This is a genomic window from Pseudomonas sp. Gutcm_11s (genome assembly GCF_028649395.1).
Taxonomy (GTDB): Bacteria; Pseudomonadota; Gammaproteobacteria; order Pseudomonadales; family Pseudomonadaceae; genus Aquipseudomonas.
This window is the reverse complement of the sequence record NZ_JAQSUW010000012.1, coordinates 160,468-179,937: the sequence shown is the minus strand read 5'-3', so window position 1 is coordinate 179,937 and position 19,470 is coordinate 160,468. Positions and strand designations below refer to the sequence as shown.

The 19,470-nt window shown below is 68.2% G+C and carries 24 protein-coding genes; 14 read left to right on the top strand and 10 right to left on the bottom strand.

The genetic code is table 11. The features are described from left to right. Positions 1–57: 57 nt before the first annotated feature. The gene (locus PTT45_RS09805) at positions 58–663 is read right to left on the bottom strand and encodes a 3'-5' exonuclease (RefSeq protein WP_273813004.1); all 606 of its coding nucleotides are present in this window, start codon (positions 661–663) and stop codon (positions 58–60) included. Positions 664–672: 9 nt separating this feature from the next. Then, positions 673–1,152: an NYN domain-containing protein gene (locus tag PTT45_RS09800; RefSeq protein WP_273813003.1), complete on the bottom strand. Its 480-nt coding sequence runs from the start codon at positions 1,150–1,152 to the stop codon at positions 673–675. Between the two features lie 110 nt (positions 1,153–1,262). Here PTT45_RS09800 and PTT45_RS09795 point away from each other — a divergent pair, with 110 nt between their 5' ends. Together PTT45_RS09795 and PTT45_RS09790 are read left to right on the top strand one after the other, a co-directional pair. After that, positions 1,263–1,937 carry a hypothetical protein gene (locus tag PTT45_RS09795; protein ID WP_273813002.1) on the top strand — a complete coding sequence of 225 codons (675 nt, stop codon included), beginning with the start codon at positions 1,263–1,265 and terminating at the stop codon, positions 1,935–1,937. A 69-nt stretch (positions 1,938–2,006) separates the two neighbouring features. Next, positions 2,007–2,441 carry a VOC family protein gene (locus tag PTT45_RS09790; RefSeq protein WP_273813000.1) on the top strand — a complete coding sequence of 145 codons (435 nt, stop codon included), beginning with the start codon at positions 2,007–2,009 and terminating at the stop codon, positions 2,439–2,441. Between the two features lie 36 nt (positions 2,442–2,477). On the opposite strand, the gene PTT45_RS09785 is transcribed toward PTT45_RS09790, so the two are convergent. Then, positions 2,478–3,209: a substrate-binding periplasmic protein gene (locus tag PTT45_RS09785; protein WP_273812999.1), complete on the bottom strand. Its 732-nt coding sequence runs from the start codon at positions 3,207–3,209 to the stop codon at positions 2,478–2,480. A 258-nt stretch (positions 3,210–3,467) separates the two neighbouring features. On the opposite strand from PTT45_RS09785, the gene PTT45_RS09780 reads away from it, so the two are divergent. Further along, positions 3,468–4,196: a transporter substrate-binding domain-containing protein gene (locus PTT45_RS09780; protein ID WP_273812998.1), complete on the top strand. Its 729-nt coding sequence runs from the start codon at positions 3,468–3,470 to the stop codon at positions 4,194–4,196. Here the strand turns inward: PTT45_RS09780 and hrpB are convergent. Beyond that, entirely contained in the window at positions 4,193–6,712 is a 2,520-nt protein-coding gene (hrpB, locus tag PTT45_RS09775) for an ATP-dependent helicase HrpB (RefSeq protein WP_273812996.1), read from the bottom strand. The genes PTT45_RS09780 and hrpB overlap by 4 nt on opposite strands. 191 nt (positions 6,713–6,903) lie before the next feature. Between hrpB and PTT45_RS09770 the strand changes: the two genes are divergently transcribed. Continuing rightward, complete coding sequence (locus PTT45_RS09770; protein WP_273812995.1) at positions 6,904–7,320, top strand: polyribonucleotide nucleotidyltransferase; 417 nt, start codon at positions 6,904–6,906, stop codon at positions 7,318–7,320. Positions 7,321–7,375: 55 nt separating this feature from the next. Next, positions 7,376–8,251: a cation diffusion facilitator family transporter gene (locus PTT45_RS09765; RefSeq protein ID WP_273812994.1), complete on the top strand. Its 876-nt coding sequence runs from the start codon at positions 7,376–7,378 to the stop codon at positions 8,249–8,251. A gap of 33 nt (positions 8,252–8,284) precedes the next feature. Here the strand turns inward: PTT45_RS09765 and azu are convergent, their stop codons facing one another. After that, positions 8,285–8,734: an azurin gene (gene azu, locus PTT45_RS09760; RefSeq protein WP_273812993.1), complete on the bottom strand. Its 450-nt coding sequence runs from the start codon at positions 8,732–8,734 to the stop codon at positions 8,285–8,287. Positions 8,735–8,986: 252 nt separating this feature from the next. On the opposite strand from azu, the gene PTT45_RS09755 reads away from it, so the two are divergent. After that, on the top strand, positions 8,987–9,406 hold the full coding sequence (locus tag PTT45_RS09755) for an MAPEG family protein (protein ID WP_273812992.1): 420 nt from the start codon (positions 8,987–8,989) through the stop codon (positions 9,404–9,406). On the opposite strand, the gene PTT45_RS09750 is transcribed toward PTT45_RS09755, so the two are convergent. After that, positions 9,290–10,078 (bottom strand): GDSL-type esterase/lipase family protein, encoded by a 789-nt coding sequence (locus PTT45_RS09750; protein ID WP_273812990.1) that lies wholly within the window; start codon positions 10,076–10,078, stop codon positions 9,290–9,292. The two genes, PTT45_RS09755 and PTT45_RS09750, sit on opposite strands and share 117 nt — an antisense overlap. Before the next feature lie 337 nt (positions 10,079–10,415). Between PTT45_RS09750 and PTT45_RS09745 the strand changes: the two genes are divergently transcribed. Beyond that, positions 10,416–10,895, top strand: a complete 480-nt coding sequence (locus PTT45_RS09745; protein WP_043308345.1) for an Lrp/AsnC family transcriptional regulator — start codon at positions 10,416–10,418, stop codon at positions 10,893–10,895. A 94-nt stretch (positions 10,896–10,989) separates the two neighbouring features. Then, a complete protein-coding gene (locus tag PTT45_RS09740) occupies positions 10,990–11,208 on the top strand; it encodes a DUF2788 domain-containing protein (protein ID WP_273812988.1) in 219 nt (72 codons plus the stop codon). Between the two features lie 114 nt (positions 11,209–11,322). Here PTT45_RS09740 and PTT45_RS09735 read toward each other — a convergent pair whose 3' ends face one another. Continuing rightward, positions 11,323–11,856: a pseudouridine synthase gene (locus tag PTT45_RS09735; RefSeq protein ID WP_273813018.1), complete on the bottom strand. Its 534-nt coding sequence runs from the start codon at positions 11,854–11,856 to the stop codon at positions 11,323–11,325. A gap of 224 nt (positions 11,857–12,080) precedes the next feature. Here PTT45_RS09735 and ahr point away from each other — a divergent pair, with 224 nt between their 5' ends. Both ahr and PTT45_RS09725 read left to right on the top strand, forming a co-directional pair. After that, a complete protein-coding gene (gene ahr / locus PTT45_RS09730) occupies positions 12,081–13,106 on the top strand; it encodes an NADPH-dependent aldehyde reductase Ahr (protein WP_273812987.1) in 1,026 nt (341 codons plus the stop codon). Next, the gene (locus PTT45_RS09725) at positions 13,103–13,573 is read left to right on the top strand and encodes a GNAT family N-acetyltransferase (protein WP_273812986.1); all 471 of its coding nucleotides are present in this window, start codon (positions 13,103–13,105) and stop codon (positions 13,571–13,573) included. The genes ahr and PTT45_RS09725 overlap by 4 nt, the downstream gene beginning before the upstream one ends. On the opposite strand, the gene PTT45_RS09720 is transcribed toward PTT45_RS09725, so the two are convergent. Both PTT45_RS09720 and amn read right to left on the bottom strand, forming a co-directional pair. Next, positions 13,517–14,359, bottom strand: coding sequence for a hypothetical protein (locus PTT45_RS09720; protein ID WP_273812985.1), 843 nt, complete (start codon positions 14,357–14,359; stop codon positions 13,517–13,519). The two genes, PTT45_RS09725 and PTT45_RS09720, sit on opposite strands and share 57 nt — an antisense overlap. A gap of 98 nt (positions 14,360–14,457) precedes the next feature. After that, complete coding sequence (amn, locus tag PTT45_RS09715) at positions 14,458–15,924, bottom strand: AMP nucleosidase (RefSeq protein WP_273813017.1); 1,467 nt, start codon at positions 15,922–15,924, stop codon at positions 14,458–14,460. Positions 15,925–16,086: 162 nt separating this feature from the next. On the opposite strand from amn, the gene PTT45_RS09710 reads away from it, so the two are divergent. The 4 genes from PTT45_RS09710 (at position 16,087) to PTT45_RS09695 (ending at position 19,022) form a co-directional block, all read left to right on the top strand. After that, positions 16,087–16,800, top strand: coding sequence for a hypothetical protein (locus tag PTT45_RS09710; RefSeq protein WP_273812984.1), 714 nt, complete (start codon positions 16,087–16,089; stop codon positions 16,798–16,800). Between the two features lie 72 nt (positions 16,801–16,872). Then, positions 16,873–17,016: a hypothetical protein gene (locus PTT45_RS09705; RefSeq protein ID WP_273812983.1), complete on the top strand. Its 144-nt coding sequence runs from the start codon at positions 16,873–16,875 to the stop codon at positions 17,014–17,016. A gap of 116 nt (positions 17,017–17,132) precedes the next feature. Continuing rightward, positions 17,133–18,287 carry an MFS transporter gene (locus tag PTT45_RS09700; RefSeq protein WP_273812982.1) on the top strand — a complete coding sequence of 385 codons (1,155 nt, stop codon included), beginning with the start codon at positions 17,133–17,135 and terminating at the stop codon, positions 18,285–18,287. 69 nt (positions 18,288–18,356) lie between these two features. Further along, the gene (locus PTT45_RS09695; RefSeq protein ID WP_273812981.1) at positions 18,357–19,022 is read left to right on the top strand and encodes a YoaK family protein; all 666 of its coding nucleotides are present in this window, start codon (positions 18,357–18,359) and stop codon (positions 19,020–19,022) included. Between the two features lies 1 nt (position 19,023). Here the strand turns inward: PTT45_RS09695 and PTT45_RS09690 are convergent, their stop codons facing one another. Then, positions 19,024–19,455: a PaaI family thioesterase gene (locus tag PTT45_RS09690; RefSeq protein ID WP_273812980.1), complete on the bottom strand. Its 432-nt coding sequence runs from the start codon at positions 19,453–19,455 to the stop codon at positions 19,024–19,026. Positions 19,456–19,470: the final 15 nt, after the last annotated feature.

Genomic DNA, 19,470 nt, shown 5'->3' with positions numbered 1-19,470 from the left:
AGCTGCAAAAAAGCCCCGGCACCGCCGGGGCTTTTTGTTTGCGAACACCTGGGCGTGCTAGACGCTGGCGCGCAGCAGCGCGCGCACCTTGGCCGCCGAGAGTTTCTGCAGGCCGCACAGGTAATCGTGATCGGCGCGGATATCGTGGCGTTCCCACAGCAGCGCCTGCAGGTGCAGGGTCAGGTTGGCCGCCATCTCGGCATCGGCCAGCGCACGGTGGGCCTGGCCGGTGCTGGGCAGCCCGACCCAGCGGTTGAGATTGCCCAGGCTGTGGCTCGGCGCCTCCGGCAACAGGCGCCGCGACAGCAGCAGCGAACAGGCGAAGTCACGACCGCGGCGCCGGCCGAGCAGACCCAACTCGGCATCCCAGAACTTCGCGTCGAACGCCGCGTTGTGCGCCAGCAGCGGCGCATCGCCGATGAACTCGGCGGCCTCGGCCATCACCTGCGCCACCGGCGGCGCGCTGCGCACCATGGCGTTGCTGATGCCGGTGAGCTGCTCGATGAAGGGCGATACCCAGGCACCAGCGTTCATCAGGCTCTGGTAGCGCGCGACGATGCGCCCATCCTCGATCATGGCCACGCCGACCTCGGTCGGGCGCGCGCCCTGGGCCGGCGACATGCCGGTGGTCTCGAAGTCGATCACGGCGATACGTTCAGCCATCGGTCTGCCTCAGCTCTTCAACAACAGGTTGCCCTCGACCGGCACGAAGCGGTCGGCGGCGCGAATCAGCGAATGGGCGGTAAGCCCATCGACCCCATACACGGTGCAACTCACCCCACGGCGGACACGCACGCGCTCAAGCAGCAGGTCGAAGTCGCCATCACCGGAGGCCAGCACCACCTCGTCGACACGCTCGGCGGCCTCCATCACATCCAAGGTGATGCCCACGTCCCAGTCGCCCTTGGCCGAGCCATCGCTGCGCTGGATATAGGGCTTGAGCATCACCTCGAAGCCCAGGTTGCGCAGGATCTGCTGGAACTGGCGCTGCTTGGCGTCGCCACGGTCGATGGCGTAGGCGCGCGCCTCGACGATCTCGCCCAGCGCCGCCACCTGGCGCCACAGCTCGGCGTAGTGGAAGTGGCAGCCATGCGCCTGGCGCACGGTGTAATAGAGGTTCTGCACATCGGCGAACAGGGCGATCTTCTTCACGGCGACGCCTGGCAAAAAGGGAGCGGCATTATGCGCTATTGGCCAGCATGTTCGTCGCCCCCGGCCATCGGCTAAAGTGACTTCATGAAGTACTACCGCGATGCCTGCCGATGAATCCGTTGACCGTTCTGCGTGATGCCTTCCACTTCTTCAGCCGCCACCTGGTCAGCATTGCGCCGCTGTGCCTGCCGCTGATCGCCGTCGAATGCCTGGTACGCGCGCTGGTCTCGGGGCTGGCCGATGCGGGTCATGTGCCGGCCTATGAGCTGCTGGTCGGGCTGTTCTTCTATCCGCTGTACAGCGCCGCGCTGATTCTCTATCTCGATGCCCGCAGCCAGGGCCAGCGCCCCAGCGCGCGCAACCTGCTGGCGGCCGCCGTGCAGATGTGGCCGCCCTTCGCTGTGCTGGCCGGGCTGACCACCCTGCTGATCATGCTCAGCGGCGCGCTGTTCCTGCCGCTGGCGCTGTGGGTGATGGTCAAGCTGGCCTTCGCCGAATACTTCCTGGTGCTGCGCGGCGCCTCGCCCCTGCAGGCCATGCGCGAGAGCTTCATGCTCAGCGTCGGCCACTTCTGGTCGCTGCTGGCCTGCGTGCTGCTGGTGATAGTGCCGCTGTGGCTGCTGGACGACTGGACCCTGCAACTGCTCGGCGAGCAAACGGACATGGTCGGCAGCCTGCTGCTGGACATCGTCAACGGCTTCCTACAGCTGTTCTCCAGCGTGGTGCTGTTCCGCTGCTTCATGCTGTGCAGCCAGCAGCCGACCGAGGACAGCCACAGCAGCTGACCGCTGCGCCAGGAAAACCCGCTGACGGCTGCTAGGCTTGGGGCGTCCACCATCCAGGGAAGAACGGCCATGTCCGAGCAGAACCCCAGCATCCTGTCCCACGTTTCCATCGGCACCAACCAGTTCGACAAGGCCGTGGCCTTCTACGATCAGGTGCTGACCGCCCTCGGTTGCAAGCGCATTCTCGAACACCCCGGCGCCGTGGCCTGGGGCCGCGAGTATCCGGAGTTCTGGGTACAGACGCCGATCGACGGCCAGCCGGCCAATGTCGGCAACGGCACCCACTTCGGCTTCGTCGCCCCGGACAAGCAGGCGGTGCACGCCTTCTACGATGCCGCGCTGGCAGCCGGAGCCAGCCCCGATGGTCCGCCCGGGCCACGGCCGCACTATGGCGAGCCCTACTATGGCTGCTTCGTCCGCGACCTCGATGGGCACAAGATCGAGGCGGCCTACTGGGACATGGAGATGGTCTACGAGCTGTACGTCGACCCGCACGAGCACTGAGCACGCTGGCGATGCGGAGCCCTGAGGCCGAAGGGTTCAGCGATAGCGCCGCGCGACCGAGGCCATCCTGCCTTCCTGCAGCAGTTGCTGCAGGGCCCGCGCCAGGACCTGGCGCTCCGCCTTGCGCGCGCTGGCCCGCGACAGGCCGACATACAGGCGGGTCTGCACGGGAGGCTGATAGGCCAGCTTGGTCAGCTGGCTGGCCAGCGCGGGGTCGCGCAGCTGGAAGTCCACCTGGCAGTCGGTGCCGATCATCAACTCGACCCGTCCGCGCAGCTGCATCTGCAGCAGCTGCTCTTCGTTCTTCACGCCGATCTTGATCAGGCTGGTATCCGAGTCGAAGGGTTCGAAGTAGGCCGAGCGCAGCACGTAGCCAATGCGCAGGCCATCCAGCTCGGCGTACTGACGGATGGCGGCGGCCCGCTCCGGGGCGCCGTACAGGCGTGGCGCGCAGGCGTGGTAGGCCGGTTCCAGATAGTCGATGAACTGCTCGCGCTCGGCGGTGCGCGCCAGGCCGGTCATCAGATCCGCCTGGCCGAGGCGCATCTCCTCCAGCGCCCGTGCCCAGGGCAGCAGGCGCACCTCGAAACGCAGGCCGGTACGCCGCTGCAGCTCATCCAGCAGATCGATGTCCAGGCCTTCCAGCTTGCCGCCCGAGCCCTGCATGCGGAACGGTGGCCAGTAATCGGTGACCACACGCAGCGGCTCGCCGACCTGCTGGGCCCAGGCGCAGCCACTGAACAACAGGAGAACGAGTGCGCGCAGCATGGTCTCAGCGGACCGGCCGGGGCGGCGTAACGCGCGCGGACTGCAAGGCGAATGGCTGGCGACTCATGGGCTCTCCCGATTCTGCCTGGCATGGTAACCCAGCATGCTGCCGCTGCGCTCAGCCTCGTTCACGAGGCTTTACATAGCCCCTTGGAGCGGCTGCCGGAGGCCGCCTGCAGGCTCTGGACAAAGGCCGTGGCTGCCGCCATGCTCAGGCCCAGAACGAACAACAAGACGGCTCAAGCCGCGCGGTAGACAATGCGCAGAATCCTCCTTCCTGCCCTGCTGGCATGGCTGTGCTGTGCCGGCGCCCAGGCCGCCGAGCCGACCGTCAGCGTCGGCTATTACGAGTTTCCGCCCTACTCCTGGACCGACGGCGACGGCAAGCCCCGCGGCTCCATCCTCACCCTGACCGAACGCCTGCTACGCCACGCCGGCTATCGCGGTGAATACCGCTCACTACCCAATGCGCGCCTGTATGCGGCCCTGCGTGACGGCAGCGTGCAGCTATGGCCCGGTGCCGGCGGCAAGGAAGAACTGGCTGGCCAGACGTTCGAAGCCCGCCATGCCATCGGCGAGTTCGCCCTGGCCCTCTACCACCGCCAGGACACCCCGCCACCCGACATTCCGGATGGCCTGCGCGAGCGCGGGGTGATCGTCATCAGCGGCTACAGCTACTGGAAGTCGATCAACGACCTGCTGGCCGACCCAGCGCTGCAGATCAGCACCCACCGCACCAGCACCCATGCCTCGGCACTGGCCATGCTGCTGCGCAAGCGCGGCGACTACCTGCTCGACTACCAGGCACCGGTGGAACAGGTACGGCGGGAGCTGGGCCTGTCACCACTGCCCTACACCGTGCTGCAACGCATGCAGCTGCGCCTGATCGCCTCGCGCCAAGCCGAGGGCAGCCAGCGCCTTCTGGACGAGCTGGATCAGGCCTACGAGCAGCTGCAGACCCGCGGCGAAGACCTGCGACTGGATTAGGTGCCGCGCGGCTTGGCGCGCGCCGTCGGCTCGGCCACTAGCGGATCGTCCGGCCAGTAGTGCTTGGGATAGCGCCCCTTGAGATCCTTCTTCACCTCGATATAGGTGTTGGCCCAGAAGCTGGCCAGGTCCTGGGTCACCTGCACCGGGCGCCGCGCTGGCGACAGCAGGTGCAGCAGCACGATCTGCCGGCCGCCGGCGATGCGCGGAGTCGCCGCCAAACCGAACAACTCCTGCAGACGCACCGCCAGCACCGGCGGCGACTCGCTGTAATCGATGCCGATGCGCGAGCCAGACGGCACCTGCAGGTGCTTCGGCGCCAGCTCATCCAGGCGCTGCGGCAGCGGCCAGGGCAACTGGCCGGCGAGCATGCTCGGCAGGTCGAGATTGGCGAAGTGGCTGAGCCGGCTGACCTTGCCCAGATACGGCAGCAGCCAGTCCTCCAGCGTCGCCAGCAGCGCGGCATCGCTCAGGTCCGGCCATTCGCTGTCGCCCTTCTGCTCCAAGTCGAGGCCGCGCAGCAGTGCTACCCGCGCCTGCCACTGGCGCAGCTCGGGCGTCCATGACAGCAGCTCCAGGCCCTTGCGTCGCACCAGGCCGAGCAGCGCGCGACCGCGTGCGGCTTCGTCCAGCCCGGTCAGCGCCTCGCGGCTGAGCACCAGCTCGCCGACGCGACGCTGGCGCTCGGCGCGCAGCACGCCCTCGCGCTCGTCCCACTCCAGCTCCTCGCGCACGCTCACCTGCTCGGCCAGCACCGAGTCGAACAGCGCCGGGTCGAGGTCAGCCGCCAGGTAGATACGCTCCTCGCGCTGGCCTTGGCGACTGCCGAGATCGGCGATCACCAGCCATTCGTGCTTCATCAGCGCATCCGGCTCGCCGAACTGCGCGGCGCGGCCGTTGGCCAGGCGGTAGTCACCACCGGCGGCCTTGCGCTGGCGAGCGACCCGATCCGGGTAGGCGAAGGCCAGCAATGCGCCGAGCCAGCGTGGATGTTCGGGGTCGGCCACGGCCTCGTCGGCCTTGCCACGCAGATAGCCGCGGAACTGGCGGGCCAGCTGTCGCGCGCGCTGCACGCCGCCACGCGAACCGCCGGCGGCGCGCGACTCGCCAGTCAGCAGACTCATGCGGCTGTGCAGGTCAGCACCGCCACCGCGCAGGATGTCGCGCTCGCCGAGCAGTGCCGCCAGGTCCGCCGCCAGCGCGCCGAGGCCGAGGGCCTGGCCACGCAGCAGCAGGTGGGCGATGCGCGGATGCGCCGGCAGCTCGGCCATGGCCTGGCCGTGATGGTTCAGCGCGCCGCGTTCATCCAACGCGCCGAGCCGCTGCAACAGGTCGCGGCCCTGGGTGAAGGCGGCGGCAGGCGGCAGGTCGAGCCAGGCCAGCTCGGCAGGCTCGACGCCCCAGCGCGCCAGCTGCAAGGCAAGACCCGCCAGATCAGCCTGGAGAATTTCCGCCGCACCGTAGGCGGCCAGTTGTTCGTGCTGGGTCTGCGACCACAGGCGATAGCACACACCGGGCTCCAGGCGCCCGGCACGGCCGGCGCGCTGGGTGGCCGAGGCGCGGGAGATGCGCTGGGTATCCAGGCGGGTCATGCCGCTGGCCGGGTCGAAGCGCGGCACCCGCGCCAGGCCGGCATCCACCACCACACGCACGCCGTCGATGGTCAGGCTGGTCTCGGCGATGTTGGTGGCCAGCACCACCTTGCGCTTGCCGGCCGGTGCCGGCTCGATGGCGGCGCGCTGGGCCGAAAGCTCCAGCTCGCCGTGCAACGGGCAGAGCAGGATCTCCACGCGGCCAGCGAGGCTCTCCTCGAGTTGCTCGTGCACCCGGCGGATCTCGGCCTGGCCAGGAAGGAACACCAGCAGGCTGCCGCTCTCGTCGGCCAGCGCCTGCAGCACGGTCTGGGTGACCCGCTGTTCGATGCGCTCGCCCGGCTGCCAGGGCGCGCCCCAGCGCATCTCCACCGGGTGCATGCGGCCCTGGCTGGACACCACCGGCGCCTCACCGAGCAGTGCCGAAAGGCGCTCGCCCTCCAGCGTGGCGGACATCAGCAGCACCTTGAGCGGTTCGTCACGCAGCAGCTCGCGGCCGTTGAGGGTCAACGCCAGGGCCAGGTCGGCGTCGAGAGACCTTTCGTGGTACTCGTCGAAGATAACCAGGCCCACGCCTTCCAGCGCCGGGTCGTCCTGCAGGCGGCGGGCGAGGATGCCCTCGGTGACCACCTCGATGCGGGTACTCGGCCCGACCTTGCTGTCCAGGCGGATGCGGTAGCCGACCGTCTCGCCAACCTTCTCGCCCAGCTCGCTGGCCAGGCGCTCGGCGGCGGCTCGCGCGGCCAGGCGCCGCGGCTCAAGCATGAGGATTCTCTGCCCGGCCAGCCACGACTCATCGAGCAGGGCCAGCGGCACGCGGGTGGTCTTGCCGGCGCCGGGCGGCGCCTCCAGCACGGCCTCGTGGCGCTCGGCCAGGGCGGTGCGCAGGGCGGGCAATACATCGTCGATGGGCAGGCGGTTCATGGGCTCTCCGAAACAGCCGGCGATTATAGGGCCTGTTCCCGCCTCACTCGCCAAACGCGTTGCTGTGTGGTCCGCAGCAGGAGGTCGCGAATGAAACGGAAACAGCAGCAGGTCGAACCGAAGCGCGGTGCCGGGCATCCAACTGCAATGACGGCCTTGGTATAGTGCCGCACCATTTCCAGGAGGTGCCCATGCGCATGCATTCCCGCGTTATTGGCGGCGTTCTCGCCGCGACCCTGCTGACCCAACTGTCCGCCTGCGGCACGCTGTTCTTCCCCGACCGCCGTGGCCAGATCGAAGGCCAGGTCGACCCGGTGGTGGTCGGTCTGGATGCCATCGGCATCCTGTTCTACGTGATCCCCGGCCTGATCGCCTTCGGCATCGACTTCGCCACCGGCGCCATCTACCTGCCCAACAATCAGTACTCGGTCGCCCCCGAGAAACTGCGCGACGCCATCGGCGAAGACGGCCGCGTCGACAACGCCAAGCTCAAGGCCATCCTCTACCGCGAGCTGGGCCGCGACCTGCCGCTGGACGACCCACGCCTGATCCAGCACAGCGGTAGCGTCGAGCAACTGGCCGCCTACGGCCTGCGCCCGGCAGCCTGATGCCCAGGGCGCCCGCCACTTGGGTGCGGCGCCCCTCTCCCTCGTACACATCCCCATGACCATCGCTCCGCACCACGCCCGTCTGCTGCGCCAGGCCACGGCAGCAGCCCTGGCCACCGCGCTGCTGCTGGCGAGCGCCAAGGCCGTGGCCTGGTGGTTGAGCGGCTCGGTCAGCCTGCTGGCCGGCCTCACCGACTCCCTGCTCGATGGCGCCGCCTCGTTGCTCAACCTGATCGCCGTGCACTACGCCCTGCGTCCGGCCGACGAGGATCATCGCTACGGCCACGGCAAGGCCGAGGCCCTGGCCGGCCTGGCCCAGGCACTGTTCGTCGGTGCCAGCGCGGTGCTGGTCGCCGTGCAGGCCTGGCAGCGCCTGCACAACCCCGAGCCACTCGGCGCCCAGGCGCTGGGCATCGCGGTGATGCTGCTATCGCTGGCGATGACCGTCGCCCTGCTGCTGTTCCAGCGCCATGTGGTGCGCGTCACCGGTTCCACGGCAATTCGCGCCGACTCGCTGCACTACCGTTCCGACCTGCTGCTCAACGCCGGCATCCTGCTCGCCCTGGTGCTGGCGGCCTATGGCTGGCAGCAACTGGACGCGCTGTTCGGCCTGGGCATCGCCGCCTACATCCTGTGGAGCGCACTGAGCATCGTGCGCGAGGCGGTGGCGGTGCTGATGGACGAGGAGCTCGCACCCGACGTCAGCGAACGCATGCACGCGCTGGCCTGCGCCGTGCCCGGGGTGCTCGGCGCCCACGACCTGCGCACGCGCATCTCGGGGACCCGCTGGTTCGTGCAGTTGCATCTGGAGCTGCCCGGCGAACTGTCGCTGCGCGAGGCGCATGACCGGTGCGTGGCGGTGGAGCGGGCGATCCGCAACGAGTTTCCCCGTGCGGAAGTGCTGGTGCACGCCGACCCACGACCGGCGTGAAAGAAGGCCCGGCGAACGCCGGGCCGATGCAGATCAGTCGACCAGCTTGAGCTCGCCCTTCATCAGGCCGATATGGCCAGGGAAGGAGCAGAAGAACTCGTAGGGCGTGCCGGCTTCCAGCTTGGCCACCTCGAAGCTGACCGTCGCACTCTCGCCACCACCGATGACCTTGGTGTGGGCAATCACCCGCTCGTCACCCGGCTTGAGGTAGTCGTTGTCCAGGCCGGCGGAGATGCCGTCGGTAGCCACCGCCTGTGCGTCGGCGGTCTTGCTCAGCACCCAGTTATGGCCCATGGCCGTCTTGGGCATGGTGCCGGTGTGCTTGAGGGTGACGGTGAAGCTCTTGCAGCTCTTGCTGACGTCGATCGACTTGGTCTCGAACGTCATCTGGTCGGTGGAGTGGACTTCCACCGCACACTCGGCGGCGAGTACCGGCAGGCTGGCCAGGCAGATGGCAGAAGCGACCACGAATTTACGCAACATCGACTTTCTCCTAATGGGCAGTTAGCACCTGCAGACTGCCACCCACGAGGGGCACTGCCCATGGGTTGCGGCAACCGGTCACAGGCCGACCGGCGAGCCACAGAATCACGCGCAAGACCAACAACGACGGGCCTTTCCCTGCTCTTCCATGACCGTGCGAGCACAGCGCGACAAAAGCGCGCAGCGCATCTAGAGCAATTACTCTAAACAACCTAGACTGACGGCGCCCAATAACGACAACAAGGAGCCTTCATGAACCTTTCCCCCACCGCCATCACCCTGCTCGGGCTGGTCGCCTGGACCCTGCTGTTGCTGTTCCTGATCATCAACCAGCGCGGATTGCTGGTGCTGGGCGGGCGCATGCGGGTCAATGCCTTCGCCCCGGACGGCAGCAACACGCCGAGCGCCTTCGGCCAGCGCGTGATCCGCGCCCACGCCAACAGCCTGGAGAACCTGCCGCTGCAGGCCGCCGTGCTGCTCTATGCCCTGCAGGCCGGGCAGACCGCGATCACCGACCCGCTGGCCTGCGTGCTGCTCGGCGCGCGCATCTTCCAGTCACTGGCGCACCTGATCAGCACCAGCGCGCTGTTCGTCTGGCTGCGCTTCGCCGGCCTGCTGGTGCAGATGCTGGTCCTGGCCTGGTGGCTGCTGCGCCTGTCCGGGCTGCTCTGAGCCGGCACACAGCAGCGGGTCGATCAGGTGCTGCCAGGCGCCATAGCCCTCGGCATTGAGGTGCAGCCCATCGCCCAGGTAGCCGCGCGGAGTCACCACGGCCTGCACATCCAGATAGCGCCAGCCCTGCTGGCGCGCCCACTGGCGCAACTGCTGGTTCAGCTCGTCCACCTGCCGGTTGATGGCCTGGTGGTCGACTTGCAGCGGCGTCACCCGCAGGGTCGACTGCAGGATCGGGGTGATACCGGCCGCCGCCAGGTTCGCAAGAATCGCCCGATAGTTGGCCACCAGCTCGCTCAGCGGCACGGCGTTGCGCAGGTCGTTGATGCCGATCATCAGCAGCGCCCGTTCGGCGCCGGCGCGGGAGGCCAGTTGCAGATGCTGGCGCAGCTCGCCGCTGGTAGCACCGGACACACCGAGATTGAGCGGCAACGGACAGCCGGGGCCGGCACTCCAGCGGCGGCCGGCGGTGATCGAGTCGCCGAGCAGCACCAGCGTGCCGCGTCCCTCAGCGGCGTGCAGAGCAGCGTAGGCGGCCGCCACCCGCTGCTCGCGGCTGACTGGCGGCGCGCTTTGCCGCCCGGCGTCCAGCGCCTTATAGCAGGCAAACAACAGCACCGCGGCCAGAAGCAGCAGGCCGGCACGACGGCGGAGATCGGCGGAAAGGCGCATGGGTCGATCTTGCCGCAGGCGCAAAGAAAAAGGGGAGGCTCAAGGCCTCCCCTTTTTCTTGTCCGTCGCGTGCAATTTTGTCACCGCTTCTTTCCTCGCCTACCTGGTTGGGCAGTGCGGACCCGGGAGCCTGCACGATCCGGTGGGACCGCCGGCGCCGCGGCACCTGATTGGGCGTCGCGGGTGGACAACTACGTCCGGGCCTTGAAACTGAGGGAAAGCTTAACGGCGCAGCGCCGGCACAGGATTGCTAAAATTGCTCACCAGCAAACAACTTGCGCAATTTTTCACTCTTGATAGAGTTCGCACAGCAATCAATTAACAAAAAGACACTTCCATGAACAAGCTTGATCGCTACGACCTGCGCATTCTTGCCGAATTGCAGCGCGACGCGCGCATCTCCAACCAGGAGCTGGCCGAACGCATCGGCCTGTCGCCCTCGCCTTGCTCGCGGCGGGTCAAACAGCTGGAGGACGACGGCTACATCGCCCGCCAGGTGGCATTGCTGGATCGCAAGAAGCTCGGCCTGTCGCTGACCGCCTTCGTGCTGATCGGCATGGACCGCCACACCCCGGAACGCTTCGAGCACTTCCAGTCGGTGATCCGCCAGTGCCCGGAGGTGCTGGAGTGCAGCCTGGTGACCGGAATGGACGCCGACTACCAGCTCAAGGTGGTGGTACCGGACATGGACCACTACCAGAAATTCCTCCTCGGCCAGCTGACCCGCATCGAAGGCGTGACCAGCGTGCGCTCCAGCTTCGTGCTCAACCAGGTGCTGTCCAGCACCGAGCTGCCGCTGGAACATCTGCGCGGCTGAACGTCGCAGGGCCGACCGGCGTCTACTGCGAGCAGCGCGGGCGCGCGTATAATCGCCGCCCCGCCGCAGTCCCAGTCATTCCCGCGAGGTCGCCATGGAAACCGAACAGTTCGAAAACCTGATGATGTACGTCCTGGTCGGCGGCCTGATGCTGTTCATGTTCTTCATCATCTGGGACCTGGCGAAGAAGTCCAAGGCCGGCCGCCTCGGCACCGCCATCCTGTTCCTCGGCCTGGGCCTGTGCCTGTTCGCCTTCCTGGCCAAGCCGCTGATCACCTACATCATCGAAGTCAGCCGCGGCATCCACGGCTGAGTGCCGATTTACTGACCAGCCGGCGCCAGGCAGCGCCATTGCTCGCCGGGAGCCATCGGCTCCCAGACTACCCACAGAGTCATCCACAGCTATCGGGGATATCTCGGGCGCCGTTCAGTCCAGGCGCGCCGGCAGGTCGACCCATTGTCCCGGCGCCAGATCACTGAGCACCCAGGGGCCGATACGCACACGCACCAGCCTGAGCGTGGGCAGGCCCACGGCGGCGGTCATGCGCCGCACCTGGCGATTGCGCCCCTCGCGGATCACCAGCTCCAGCCAGGAGGTCGGCACGCTCTTGCGAAAACGCACCGGCGGGTTGCGCTCCCACAGCTGTGGCTCTTCCAGGCGCCGTGCCTCGGCCGGCAGGGTCGGACCATCGTTGAGCTGCACCCCCTCGCGCAGCTGGCGCAGCTGTTCCTCGCTCGGCTCGCCCTCCACCTGCACCCAGTAGGTCTTGGCCAGCTTGTGCTTGGGGTCAGCGATGCGCGCCTGCAGGCGGCCGTCATTGGTCAGCAGCAACAGGCCCTCGCTGTCGCGGTCCAGACGCCCGGCCGGGTAGACACCGGGCACCGCGACGAAGTCCTTGAGGGTGGCGCGGCCCTGCTCGTCATTGAACTGGGTGAGCACGTCGAACGGCTTGTTCAGCATGATCAGCCGCGGCTCGGCAGGCGGCGCCTTGGCTACCCGACGTGGGGCGGGAGCGGCGCTGTTACGGCGCGGCGCAGGGGTGCGGGGAGGACGCGGCATGGGCAGGTCACGCAGACGAAGGAGGCGGCAGTTTAACCGAGCGCTATCAATGGCGCTGATGATGCACGCAGAAGCAGGCGCTGCGGCTATGCTGCTCGCATCGAATCGACCGCAGGGGATGCACCATGAGCAACGAACTCGCCACCTTCACCGGCTGGGCCGCCACCGCACCGGGCGCCTCTCTCGAACGCCACAGCTACGACCCAGGCCCACTGGGCGCCGAGGAGGTCGAAGTGGCGGTGGAGTACTGCGGTATCTGCCACTCCGACCAGTCGATGATCGACAACGAATGGGGCAATGCCCGCTACCCCTTCATCCCCGGCCACGAAGTGGTCGGCACCGTGGTCCGTGTCGGTGATCAGGTGCGCGGCCTCAAGCTCGGCCAGCGCGTCGGCATCGGCTGGTACAAGGGCAGCTGCATGCACTGCGGCTCCTGCATGGAAGGCTCGCACAACCTCTGCCGCACTGTGAAACCGACCATCGTCGGCAGCCACGGTGGCTTCGCCGATCGCCTGCGCTCGCACTGGGCCTGGGCGGTGGCGCTGCCGGAAGGCCTCGACCCGGCTCTGGTCGGCCCGCTGTTCTGCGCCGGCTCCACCGTCTTCAGCCCGCTGCTGGAATTCGACGTGAAGCCCACCGACCGCGTCGGTGTGGTCGGCATCGGCGGCCTCGGCCACCTGGCGCTGGGCTTCCTCAACGCCTGGGGCTGCGAGGTCACCGCCTTCACCTCGTCGCTGAGCAAGCAGGACGAGGCCAAGCGCCTGGGCGCACACAAGGTGGTGGCCTCCACCGACAGCGCGGCGATGAAGGCGATTGCCGGCACCCTCGACTTCCTGCTGGTCACCGCCAGCGCCGACCTCGACTGGAATGCCCTGCTCGCCACCCTGCGCGGCAAGGGCCGCCTGCACTTCGTCGGTATCGTGCCGAGCGCCATTCCCACCCATGTGTTCAGCCTGATCCCGCAGCAGAAGAGCCTGTCCGGCTCGCCGGTAGGTTCGCCGAAAACCATGGCGACCATGCTCGAGTTCTGTGCCCGCCACCAGATCCTGCCGCAGGTCGAGCAATTCCCCATGAGCCAGGTGAATGCCGCGCTGGACCACCTGCGTGCCGGCAAGGCGCGTTACCGCGTGGTGCTGGACGCCAGCAAATGAGTGACCTGTTCCATTGGCGGCGCAACGCGCCATGGCACCTGGGCGCGGTCGATCGTACCGACCGCCCGCGCCTGCTGGACGTGTGGGAGGCGGCGGTACGCGCCACCCACCACTTCCTCGGCGAGGAGGACATCCAGTTCTACCGGCGCATGATCGGCGAGCAGTACTTCGATCTGGTGCACCTGACCTGCCTGCGTGATGCCGAGGGTCGGGTACAGGGCTTCTCCGGCACCGCCGAGGATCGCCTGGAAATGCTCTTCGTCGATCCCGCCGCCCATGGGCGTGGCTTCGGCAAGGCACTGCTGCAGCACGCCATCGAGCAACAGGGCGTGCGCCTGGTCGACGTCAACGAACAGAACCCCGGCGCGACGGCCTTCTACCTCAGCCAGGGTTTCGAACAGATCGGCCGCTCACCGCTGGACGGCGCCGACAAGCCCTTCCCCCTGCTGCACCTGCGTTTGCGCTGACGCCTGCGCGCGCCACTGGCGCAGCCAGCGCGACACACCCAGCTCCAGCCCCACTAGCACCAACAGCAGTACCGCCAGCGCCAGCAGCGACAGGTAGAAGGGCTTGAGCACCTGGCTGATCTGGCGCTTGAACAGGCCGACCAGGAAATCGGCCTGGAACAGCTGCTCCACCCGCGCGTCCAGCACCTGCAGCATCACCTTGCGATCCACCCCGGTGTACTTGTTGGCCTGTTCGATCGCCGTATCGCGCACCAGCTCGCCGAGCAGCGCCACCTGCAGGTGGTCGAGCAGGCTCAGCGAAATACGCTCGGTCCAGGAGGCGTCTTCCAACTCGGCGGGCCGCGCCAGCAACTGTTCCTGCAGGTACTGCGCGGCCAGGTGGTTGAGCAGCTGCTGCACGCTGCTGGCCTGCAGCTCGTCGAGCAGCGCCTGCTGGTCCTGCTCCTGCAGGTAGCCCGAGAAGCCCTGCCACACACCATCCGCCACCACCTGCAACAGCGGTGCGTAGGTATCCAGGTGCTTGTTCACCTGCTGCTGGCCGCCATACAGCAGACCGCCCTGCACGCCGAGAAAGGCGCCGCCGAGGGGCAGCAGAAGGAAGTACAGCTTGAGCAGCCAGTGGTGCCAGCGCCGCTGGCGAGCCAGCCAGCCGCGGCGTTGCAACTGCAGCACCAGCAACAGGCCGGCAACGCCGCCGAGCAGCAGACCGAGGCTGGCGTAGCCGAACAGGGGAAGGAAACTGAATGGCTCCCACAGGCCATTCAGCAGGATCTGCGCCTGATCCATGCGCGACACTCCTTGTCGTGGACGAGAGCCGCGCAGCCTAACCCAAGCTCACACGCGGCGCGTTACGAGGATGACGCGCTGTGCGTGAGTCGACGAACTCAGCGGAACGGCGGCTCGTCGAAGCTGCGCAGCTTGCGCGAGTGCAGCGAGTCGAGCTGGCAGCGCAGCAGGTCGAGAGCGGTGATACCGATGGCCAGGTGCTGGCTGACCGCGCGCTGGTAGAAGCCGGTGGCCGAGCCGGGCAGCTTGATCTCGCTGTGCAGCGGCTTGTCCGACACGCACAGCAGCGTGCCGTAGGGCACCCGCAGGCGGTACCCCTGGGCAGCGATGGTGCCGCTCTCCATGTCCACCGCCACGGCGCGCGACAGGTTGATCAGCGGTCGCTCGTGGGCCCAGTGCAGTTCCCAGTTGCGGTCGTCGTAGGTCAGTACGGTGCCGGTACGCAGGCGTTTCTTCAGGGTCTCGCCGCGCTCGCCGGTGACCTGCGCCGCCGCTTCCTGCAACGCCTGCTGCACCTCGGCCAGCGCCGGAATGGGGATGTTCGGCGGCAGCACGCGGTCGAGGATGCCGTCACGACGCATGTAGGCGTGGGCCAGCACGTAGTCGCCGATGGTCTGCGACTGCCGCAGGCCGCCGCAGTGGCCGATCATCAGCCAGCAGTGCGGACGCAGCACGGCCAGGTGGTCGGTGATGTTCTTGGCGTTGGACGGGCCGACACCGATGTTGACCAGGGTGATGCCATGGCCGTCGTTGGCGATCAGGTGGTAGGCCGGCATCTGGTAACGGTGCCAGACCACCGCATCGGCCACCGCCTGGGCGGCCTCCTCGCTGGCGTCGCGTTCGATGATCACGTTGCCCGGCAGCACCATGCGCACGAAGCGCGCGTCGCTGCGCAGCTGCTCCAGGCCGTGGCGGATGAACTGATCAACGTAGCGGTGGTAGTTGGTCAGCAGGATCCACGGCTGCACGTGGCGCCAGTCGCTGCCGGTGTAGTGCTGGATGCGCTTGAGCGAGAAGTCGGTACGCGCCGCATCGAACAGCGCCAACGGCAGGTCGCTGTCATCGCCCCAGCCGTACAGGCCGTCGGCCACCGAGTCGGTGGCGGCGGACAGGTCGGTACTGGGGAACACCCGCGCCAGCTGGGCAGCGGTCACCCCGGAGCCGGACAGCTCGTCGCCCTGGTCGACCACATAGGGATAGGGGATGTTCTGCTGGCTGAAGCCCACTTCGACGGTGACCGAGAAGTCCTCCATCAGCGGCCGCAGCTGGTCCAGCAGATAGCCGCGGAAGGCCTCCGGCTGGGTCACGGTGGCGCGGTAGGTGCCCGGCACCTGGACCTTGGCATAGGCGCGCACGCTGCTCGGCACCTCGCCCTGGCAGTGGTAGGTCAGGCGCAGCTCCGGGTAGCGGAACAGCGCGCGCTCGGCCTGCCCCGGCAGGGCGCGCTCCTTGAGGTAGCGCTTGAGCGCCAGGCTGAGAGCGCCGGCGGCCTGGCGATGCAGCTCGGCGAGCCGCTCGACGGCCTCTTCGGCGGTAGTGGCAACGATGAAATCGGTGGCGGGCATGGCAGTCACGAGGCAGCTTCCTGGCTGGGATCACCGCTCTATCTTGCGCCCATCGGCCCGACAGCCGCCAGTCGAGTGGCACTTTGCTGCCACTCGGCGGCTACGCGGCACGGCTACGCTTGAGCATCTAGGCTTGCCCCATGGGTTTCGAGGAGAGCCGTCGTGCGCGCCCTGTCGATCATCTGTCTGTTTGTCTGCAGCACTTCACCACTCCTGGCCGCCGAGCTGGACGGCCGTTACCAGGGCAGCCTGGATGAGCGCCCGGTCGAGCTGATCCTGCGCAGCCATGAGCAGCAGGTGGAAGGCGAATACCTCGAAGGCCAGCAGCGCTTCCGCGTCACCGGCAGCTTCGACGGCCAGACCCTGCAGGCGCAGATCAGCGAGCCCGCCTCCGGCCAGGTGCTGGCCAACATGAATGCCAACTACGCCAACGACATGCTCGCCACCAGCCTGGCCGCGCGCAGCCCGCAGAACGGCGAGACGCTGCTGCGCGAGACGATGTTCCAGCGCGTGGCACCCCCCCCGCCGCCACCGGACCCGAACAAGGACCCGGCGCTGATCGGCACCTGGGTGTACGAGCAGATGACCAACAGCGAGGGGCTGGAGTATGCCTCGCTGACCATGGTCACCACCCTGCGCATCCGCTCCGACGGCAGCATCGAACAGTGGCGACGCAGCGTGGCCGGCGGCAGCGAATGGAGCTACGACCGCCCCGGCGAGCTGCAGTACAGCGGGCGCTGGCGCAGCGACAAGGGCCTGCTGCTGGTACAGCTGAAGGGCGCACCGGAGTTCCAGCCGGCCGCGCACTACCGCTTCGATACGCCCTACCTGGTGACCGAGAGCAACACCGGGCGGATGATCTGGCAGCGCCGTTGAGCGGGCCGCGTTGACCCACCACAGCCCGCGCCCTAGACTGCGCGCCCCGCTGTATGACCGAAATCGCTAGCCATGTTGCTGTCCGCCCACCTGCCCTGCTCTGCCCAGCCCGATCCGCGGCTGCTGGCGCGCACCTGGCCGCGTGACGCCAAGCTCAAGCGCCGACGCAGCGTGCTGTTCGCCTTCACCTTCTCGCCTCCCTCCGCGTCTCTCTGAGTTCGCCGGCGCCAAGCCGCGACTCGTCCTTCGTGCCTAGCACCCGCCCCGCCACCACGCGTGGGCACCTGTCGCTTTTTGGCCGCGCCCGGGCCGCAAACGGGCTGGAGAGAGAAATGAACAACCGTTATCTGCTCGGCGTGCTGATCTTCGCCGTGTCCGTGGTCGGCCTGAGCATGGGCGCCACCCTGCCGCTGGTCGCCCTGCGCCTGCACGGCGCCGGCGCGGGCAGCCTGGCCATCGGCCTGATGTCGGCCCTGCCGGCGGCCGGCATGATCCTCGCCGCGTTGCTGGTGCATCGCCTGTGCCGCCACTTCAGCGGCCGCCAGCTGTACCTGATCTGCTTCGCCCTGTGCCTGCTGGGCTGCGCCGCCCTGCTGGCGGACCAGGCACCACTGGCGGTGCTGGCCGGCGCGCGACTGCTGCTCGGCGTCGGCATGGGCGTGCTGGTGATCCTCGGCGAGTCCTGGGTCAACGAGCTGTGCGACGAGCGCAAGCGCGGCCAGATCGTCGCGCTCTACGCCGCCTGCTTCACCGGCTGCCAGTTGGGCGGCCCGGCGATGATCAGCCTGTTCGGCGCAGCCAGTGCCTGGCCGGTGTGGCTGGTGCTGGCGACCAACCTGCTGGCCTTGGCGCTGGTCTGGCGCAGCCTGCCGGCGGACCTGGTGGAAGCCGCCGAAGATGCGCCGCGGCGCTTCTCCCTGCTCGGCTTCGTGCGCATCGCCCCGGCGCTTTGCCTGGGCGTGCTGTTCTTCGCCTTCTTCGATGCGGTGGTGCTGTCGCTGTTCCCGGTGTACGCCAGCAGCCACGGCTGGGCGGTGGGCGTGGCAGCGCTGATGGCCAGCGTGATCCTCGGCGGCGACATGCTGTTCCAGGTGCCACTGGGCTGGCTGTCCGACCGCGTAGACCGCCGCGCCCTGCACCTGGGTTGCGGTGTGCTGACCCTGGCGCTCGGCCTGGCCCTGCCCTGGCTGATCGGCCAGGGCAGCCTGCTGTGGCCGGCGCTGGTGGTGCTCGGCGCGGCGGCCGGCGGCATCTACACCCTGGCGCTGGTGCTGATCGGCCAGCATTTCCGCGGCCCCGACCTGGTTACCGCCAATGCCTGCGTGGGCATGCTCTGGGGCGTCGGCAGCCTGCTCGGCCCGCTGCTCAGCGGCGCGCTGATGAGTACCGGCCCGCAGGGCCTGCCGCTGGCGCTGTGCCTGGCCGCCAGCCTGTTCGTGGTGGCCGCCTTCGGCGCGCTGCCGCTGACGCGCCGGGTGTTCTCCTAAGGACTGATGGCAAGCCGCCGGCGATTGCGGCATAACGGAAGGCGACGACGACCGGGGGAGGCGTCTCGCATGATCCATCAACTGCCACGCTGGGTAGAGGTCGGCGGCTTCTGCCTGGCGCTGATCGCCGGCAGCGTCAATGCCATCGCACTGCTCGGCTTCAACCACCAGGGCGTGTCGCACCTGTCCGGCAGCTCCAGCCTGCTCGGCGTGGAGCTGGCCCAGGGCGAGCCGGGCGCGGCCCTGCACCTGCTGCTGATCCTGCTCAGTTTCGTGCTCGGCGCCGCCGTCAGCGGCTGCGTGATCGGCAACCAGTCGCTCAAGCTCGGCCGCCGCTACGGCGCCGCGCTGCTGGTGGAGAGCCTGGCCCTGCTGCTGGCGATGCTGATGCTGGAGCGCGGCAGCGACCTCGGCCACTACCTGGCCTCGGCCGCCTGCGGCCTGCAGAACGCCATGACCAGCACCTACAGCGGCGCAGTGGTGCGCACCACCCACGTCACCGGGCTGTTCACCGACCTCGGCATCATGCTCGGCCTCAAGCTGCGCGGGCAGCCGGCGGACCGCCGACGCATCCTGCTGTACCTGATCCTGATCGCCGGCTTCATCGGCGGCGGTGTGCTCGGCGCCTTCGGCTACCTGCACTGGCACTACCGAGCGCTACTCGGCCCGACCGCCCTGGCCGCGTTGCTGGCGCTGGTCTACCTGGCCTACTGGCGGCGCCAGCAGGCAGGCTGAGTCAGGCGGGAATATCCACCACGGCCATGGTCACGCTGGCCTTGCTGTACAGGCGCCGCTCGCCCTTCTCGTAGCCGAACACCTCGGCCTCGACCACCGTGGCCTGGCGCCCGGCCTTGAGCACTTCGGCGCGGCACAGCAGGCGCTCGCTGCGCGCCGGGCGCAGCAGGTTGACCTTGAACTCCAGGGTCAACACGGTGAAGCCCTCGACCAGCACCGTGGCGGCAGCCGCGCCGGAGGCGTGGTCGGCCAGGGTGGTCTGCACCCCGGCGTGGATGAAACCATTCTGCTGCAGATGACGCGGTAGTATGTCCAGCTCGGCCTCGACCCAACCGGGACCGCAGTCGAGCAGGCGAATGCCCAGGTCCTGGATGAAGTTGGCGGCGGCGAAGCCCTGTTCGACCAGCTCGCGGTAACGCGGATGGGCCTGCATGGAGGATTCCTTTTC

What these genes read in the sequence shown, in the direction of transcription:
- PTT45_RS09805 (WP_273813004.1), bottom strand. Translation starts at nt 663, where the DNA reads ATGGCTGAACGTATCGCCGTGATCGACTTCGAGACCACCGGCATGTCG.
- PTT45_RS09795 (WP_273813002.1), top strand. Translation starts at nt 1,263, where the DNA reads ATGAATCCGTTGACCGTTCTGCGTGATGCCTTCCACTTCTTCAGCCGC.
- PTT45_RS09790 (WP_273813000.1), top strand. Translation starts at nt 2,007, where the DNA reads ATGTCCGAGCAGAACCCCAGCATCCTGTCCCACGTTTCCATCGGCACC.
- PTT45_RS09785 (WP_273812999.1), bottom strand. Translation starts at nt 3,209, where the DNA reads ATGCTGCGCGCACTCGTTCTCCTGTTGTTCAGTGGCTGCGCCTGGGCC.
- PTT45_RS09780 (WP_273812998.1), top strand. Translation starts at nt 3,468, where the DNA reads ATGCGCAGAATCCTCCTTCCTGCCCTGCTGGCATGGCTGTGCTGTGCC.
- hrpB (WP_273812996.1), bottom strand. Translation starts at nt 6,712, where the DNA reads ATGAACCGCCTGCCCATCGACGATGTATTGCCCGCCCTGCGCACCGCC.
- PTT45_RS09770 (WP_273812995.1), top strand. Translation starts at nt 6,904, where the DNA reads ATGCGCATGCATTCCCGCGTTATTGGCGGCGTTCTCGCCGCGACCCTG.
- PTT45_RS09765 (WP_273812994.1), top strand. Translation starts at nt 7,376, where the DNA reads ATGACCATCGCTCCGCACCACGCCCGTCTGCTGCGCCAGGCCACGGCA.
- azu (WP_273812993.1), bottom strand. Translation starts at nt 8,734, where the DNA reads ATGTTGCGTAAATTCGTGGTCGCTTCTGCCATCTGCCTGGCCAGCCTG.
- PTT45_RS09755 (WP_273812992.1), top strand. Translation starts at nt 8,987, where the DNA reads ATGAACCTTTCCCCCACCGCCATCACCCTGCTCGGGCTGGTCGCCTGG.
- PTT45_RS09750 (WP_273812990.1), bottom strand. Translation starts at nt 10,078, where the DNA reads ATGCGCCTTTCCGCCGATCTCCGCCGTCGTGCCGGCCTGCTGCTTCTG.
- PTT45_RS09745 (WP_043308345.1), top strand. Translation starts at nt 10,416, where the DNA reads ATGAACAAGCTTGATCGCTACGACCTGCGCATTCTTGCCGAATTGCAG.
- PTT45_RS09740 (WP_273812988.1), top strand. Translation starts at nt 10,990, where the DNA reads ATGGAAACCGAACAGTTCGAAAACCTGATGATGTACGTCCTGGTCGGC.
- PTT45_RS09735 (WP_273813018.1), bottom strand. Translation starts at nt 11,856, where the DNA reads ATGCTGAACAAGCCGTTCGACGTGCTCACCCAGTTCAATGACGAGCAG.
- ahr (WP_273812987.1), top strand. Translation starts at nt 12,081, where the DNA reads ATGAGCAACGAACTCGCCACCTTCACCGGCTGGGCCGCCACCGCACCG.
- PTT45_RS09725 (WP_273812986.1), top strand. Translation starts at nt 13,103, where the DNA reads ATGAGTGACCTGTTCCATTGGCGGCGCAACGCGCCATGGCACCTGGGC.
- PTT45_RS09720 (WP_273812985.1), bottom strand. Translation starts at nt 14,359, where the DNA reads ATGGATCAGGCGCAGATCCTGCTGAATGGCCTGTGGGAGCCATTCAGT.
- amn (WP_273813017.1), bottom strand. Translation starts at nt 15,924, where the DNA reads ATGCCCGCCACCGATTTCATCGTTGCCACTACCGCCGAAGAGGCCGTC.
- PTT45_RS09705 (WP_273812983.1), top strand. Translation starts at nt 16,873, where the DNA reads ATGTTGCTGTCCGCCCACCTGCCCTGCTCTGCCCAGCCCGATCCGCGG.
- PTT45_RS09700 (WP_273812982.1), top strand. Translation starts at nt 17,133, where the DNA reads ATGAACAACCGTTATCTGCTCGGCGTGCTGATCTTCGCCGTGTCCGTG.
- PTT45_RS09695 (WP_273812981.1), top strand. Translation starts at nt 18,357, where the DNA reads ATGATCCATCAACTGCCACGCTGGGTAGAGGTCGGCGGCTTCTGCCTG.
- PTT45_RS09690 (WP_273812980.1), bottom strand. Translation starts at nt 19,455, where the DNA reads ATGCAGGCCCATCCGCGTTACCGCGAGCTGGTCGAACAGGGCTTCGCC.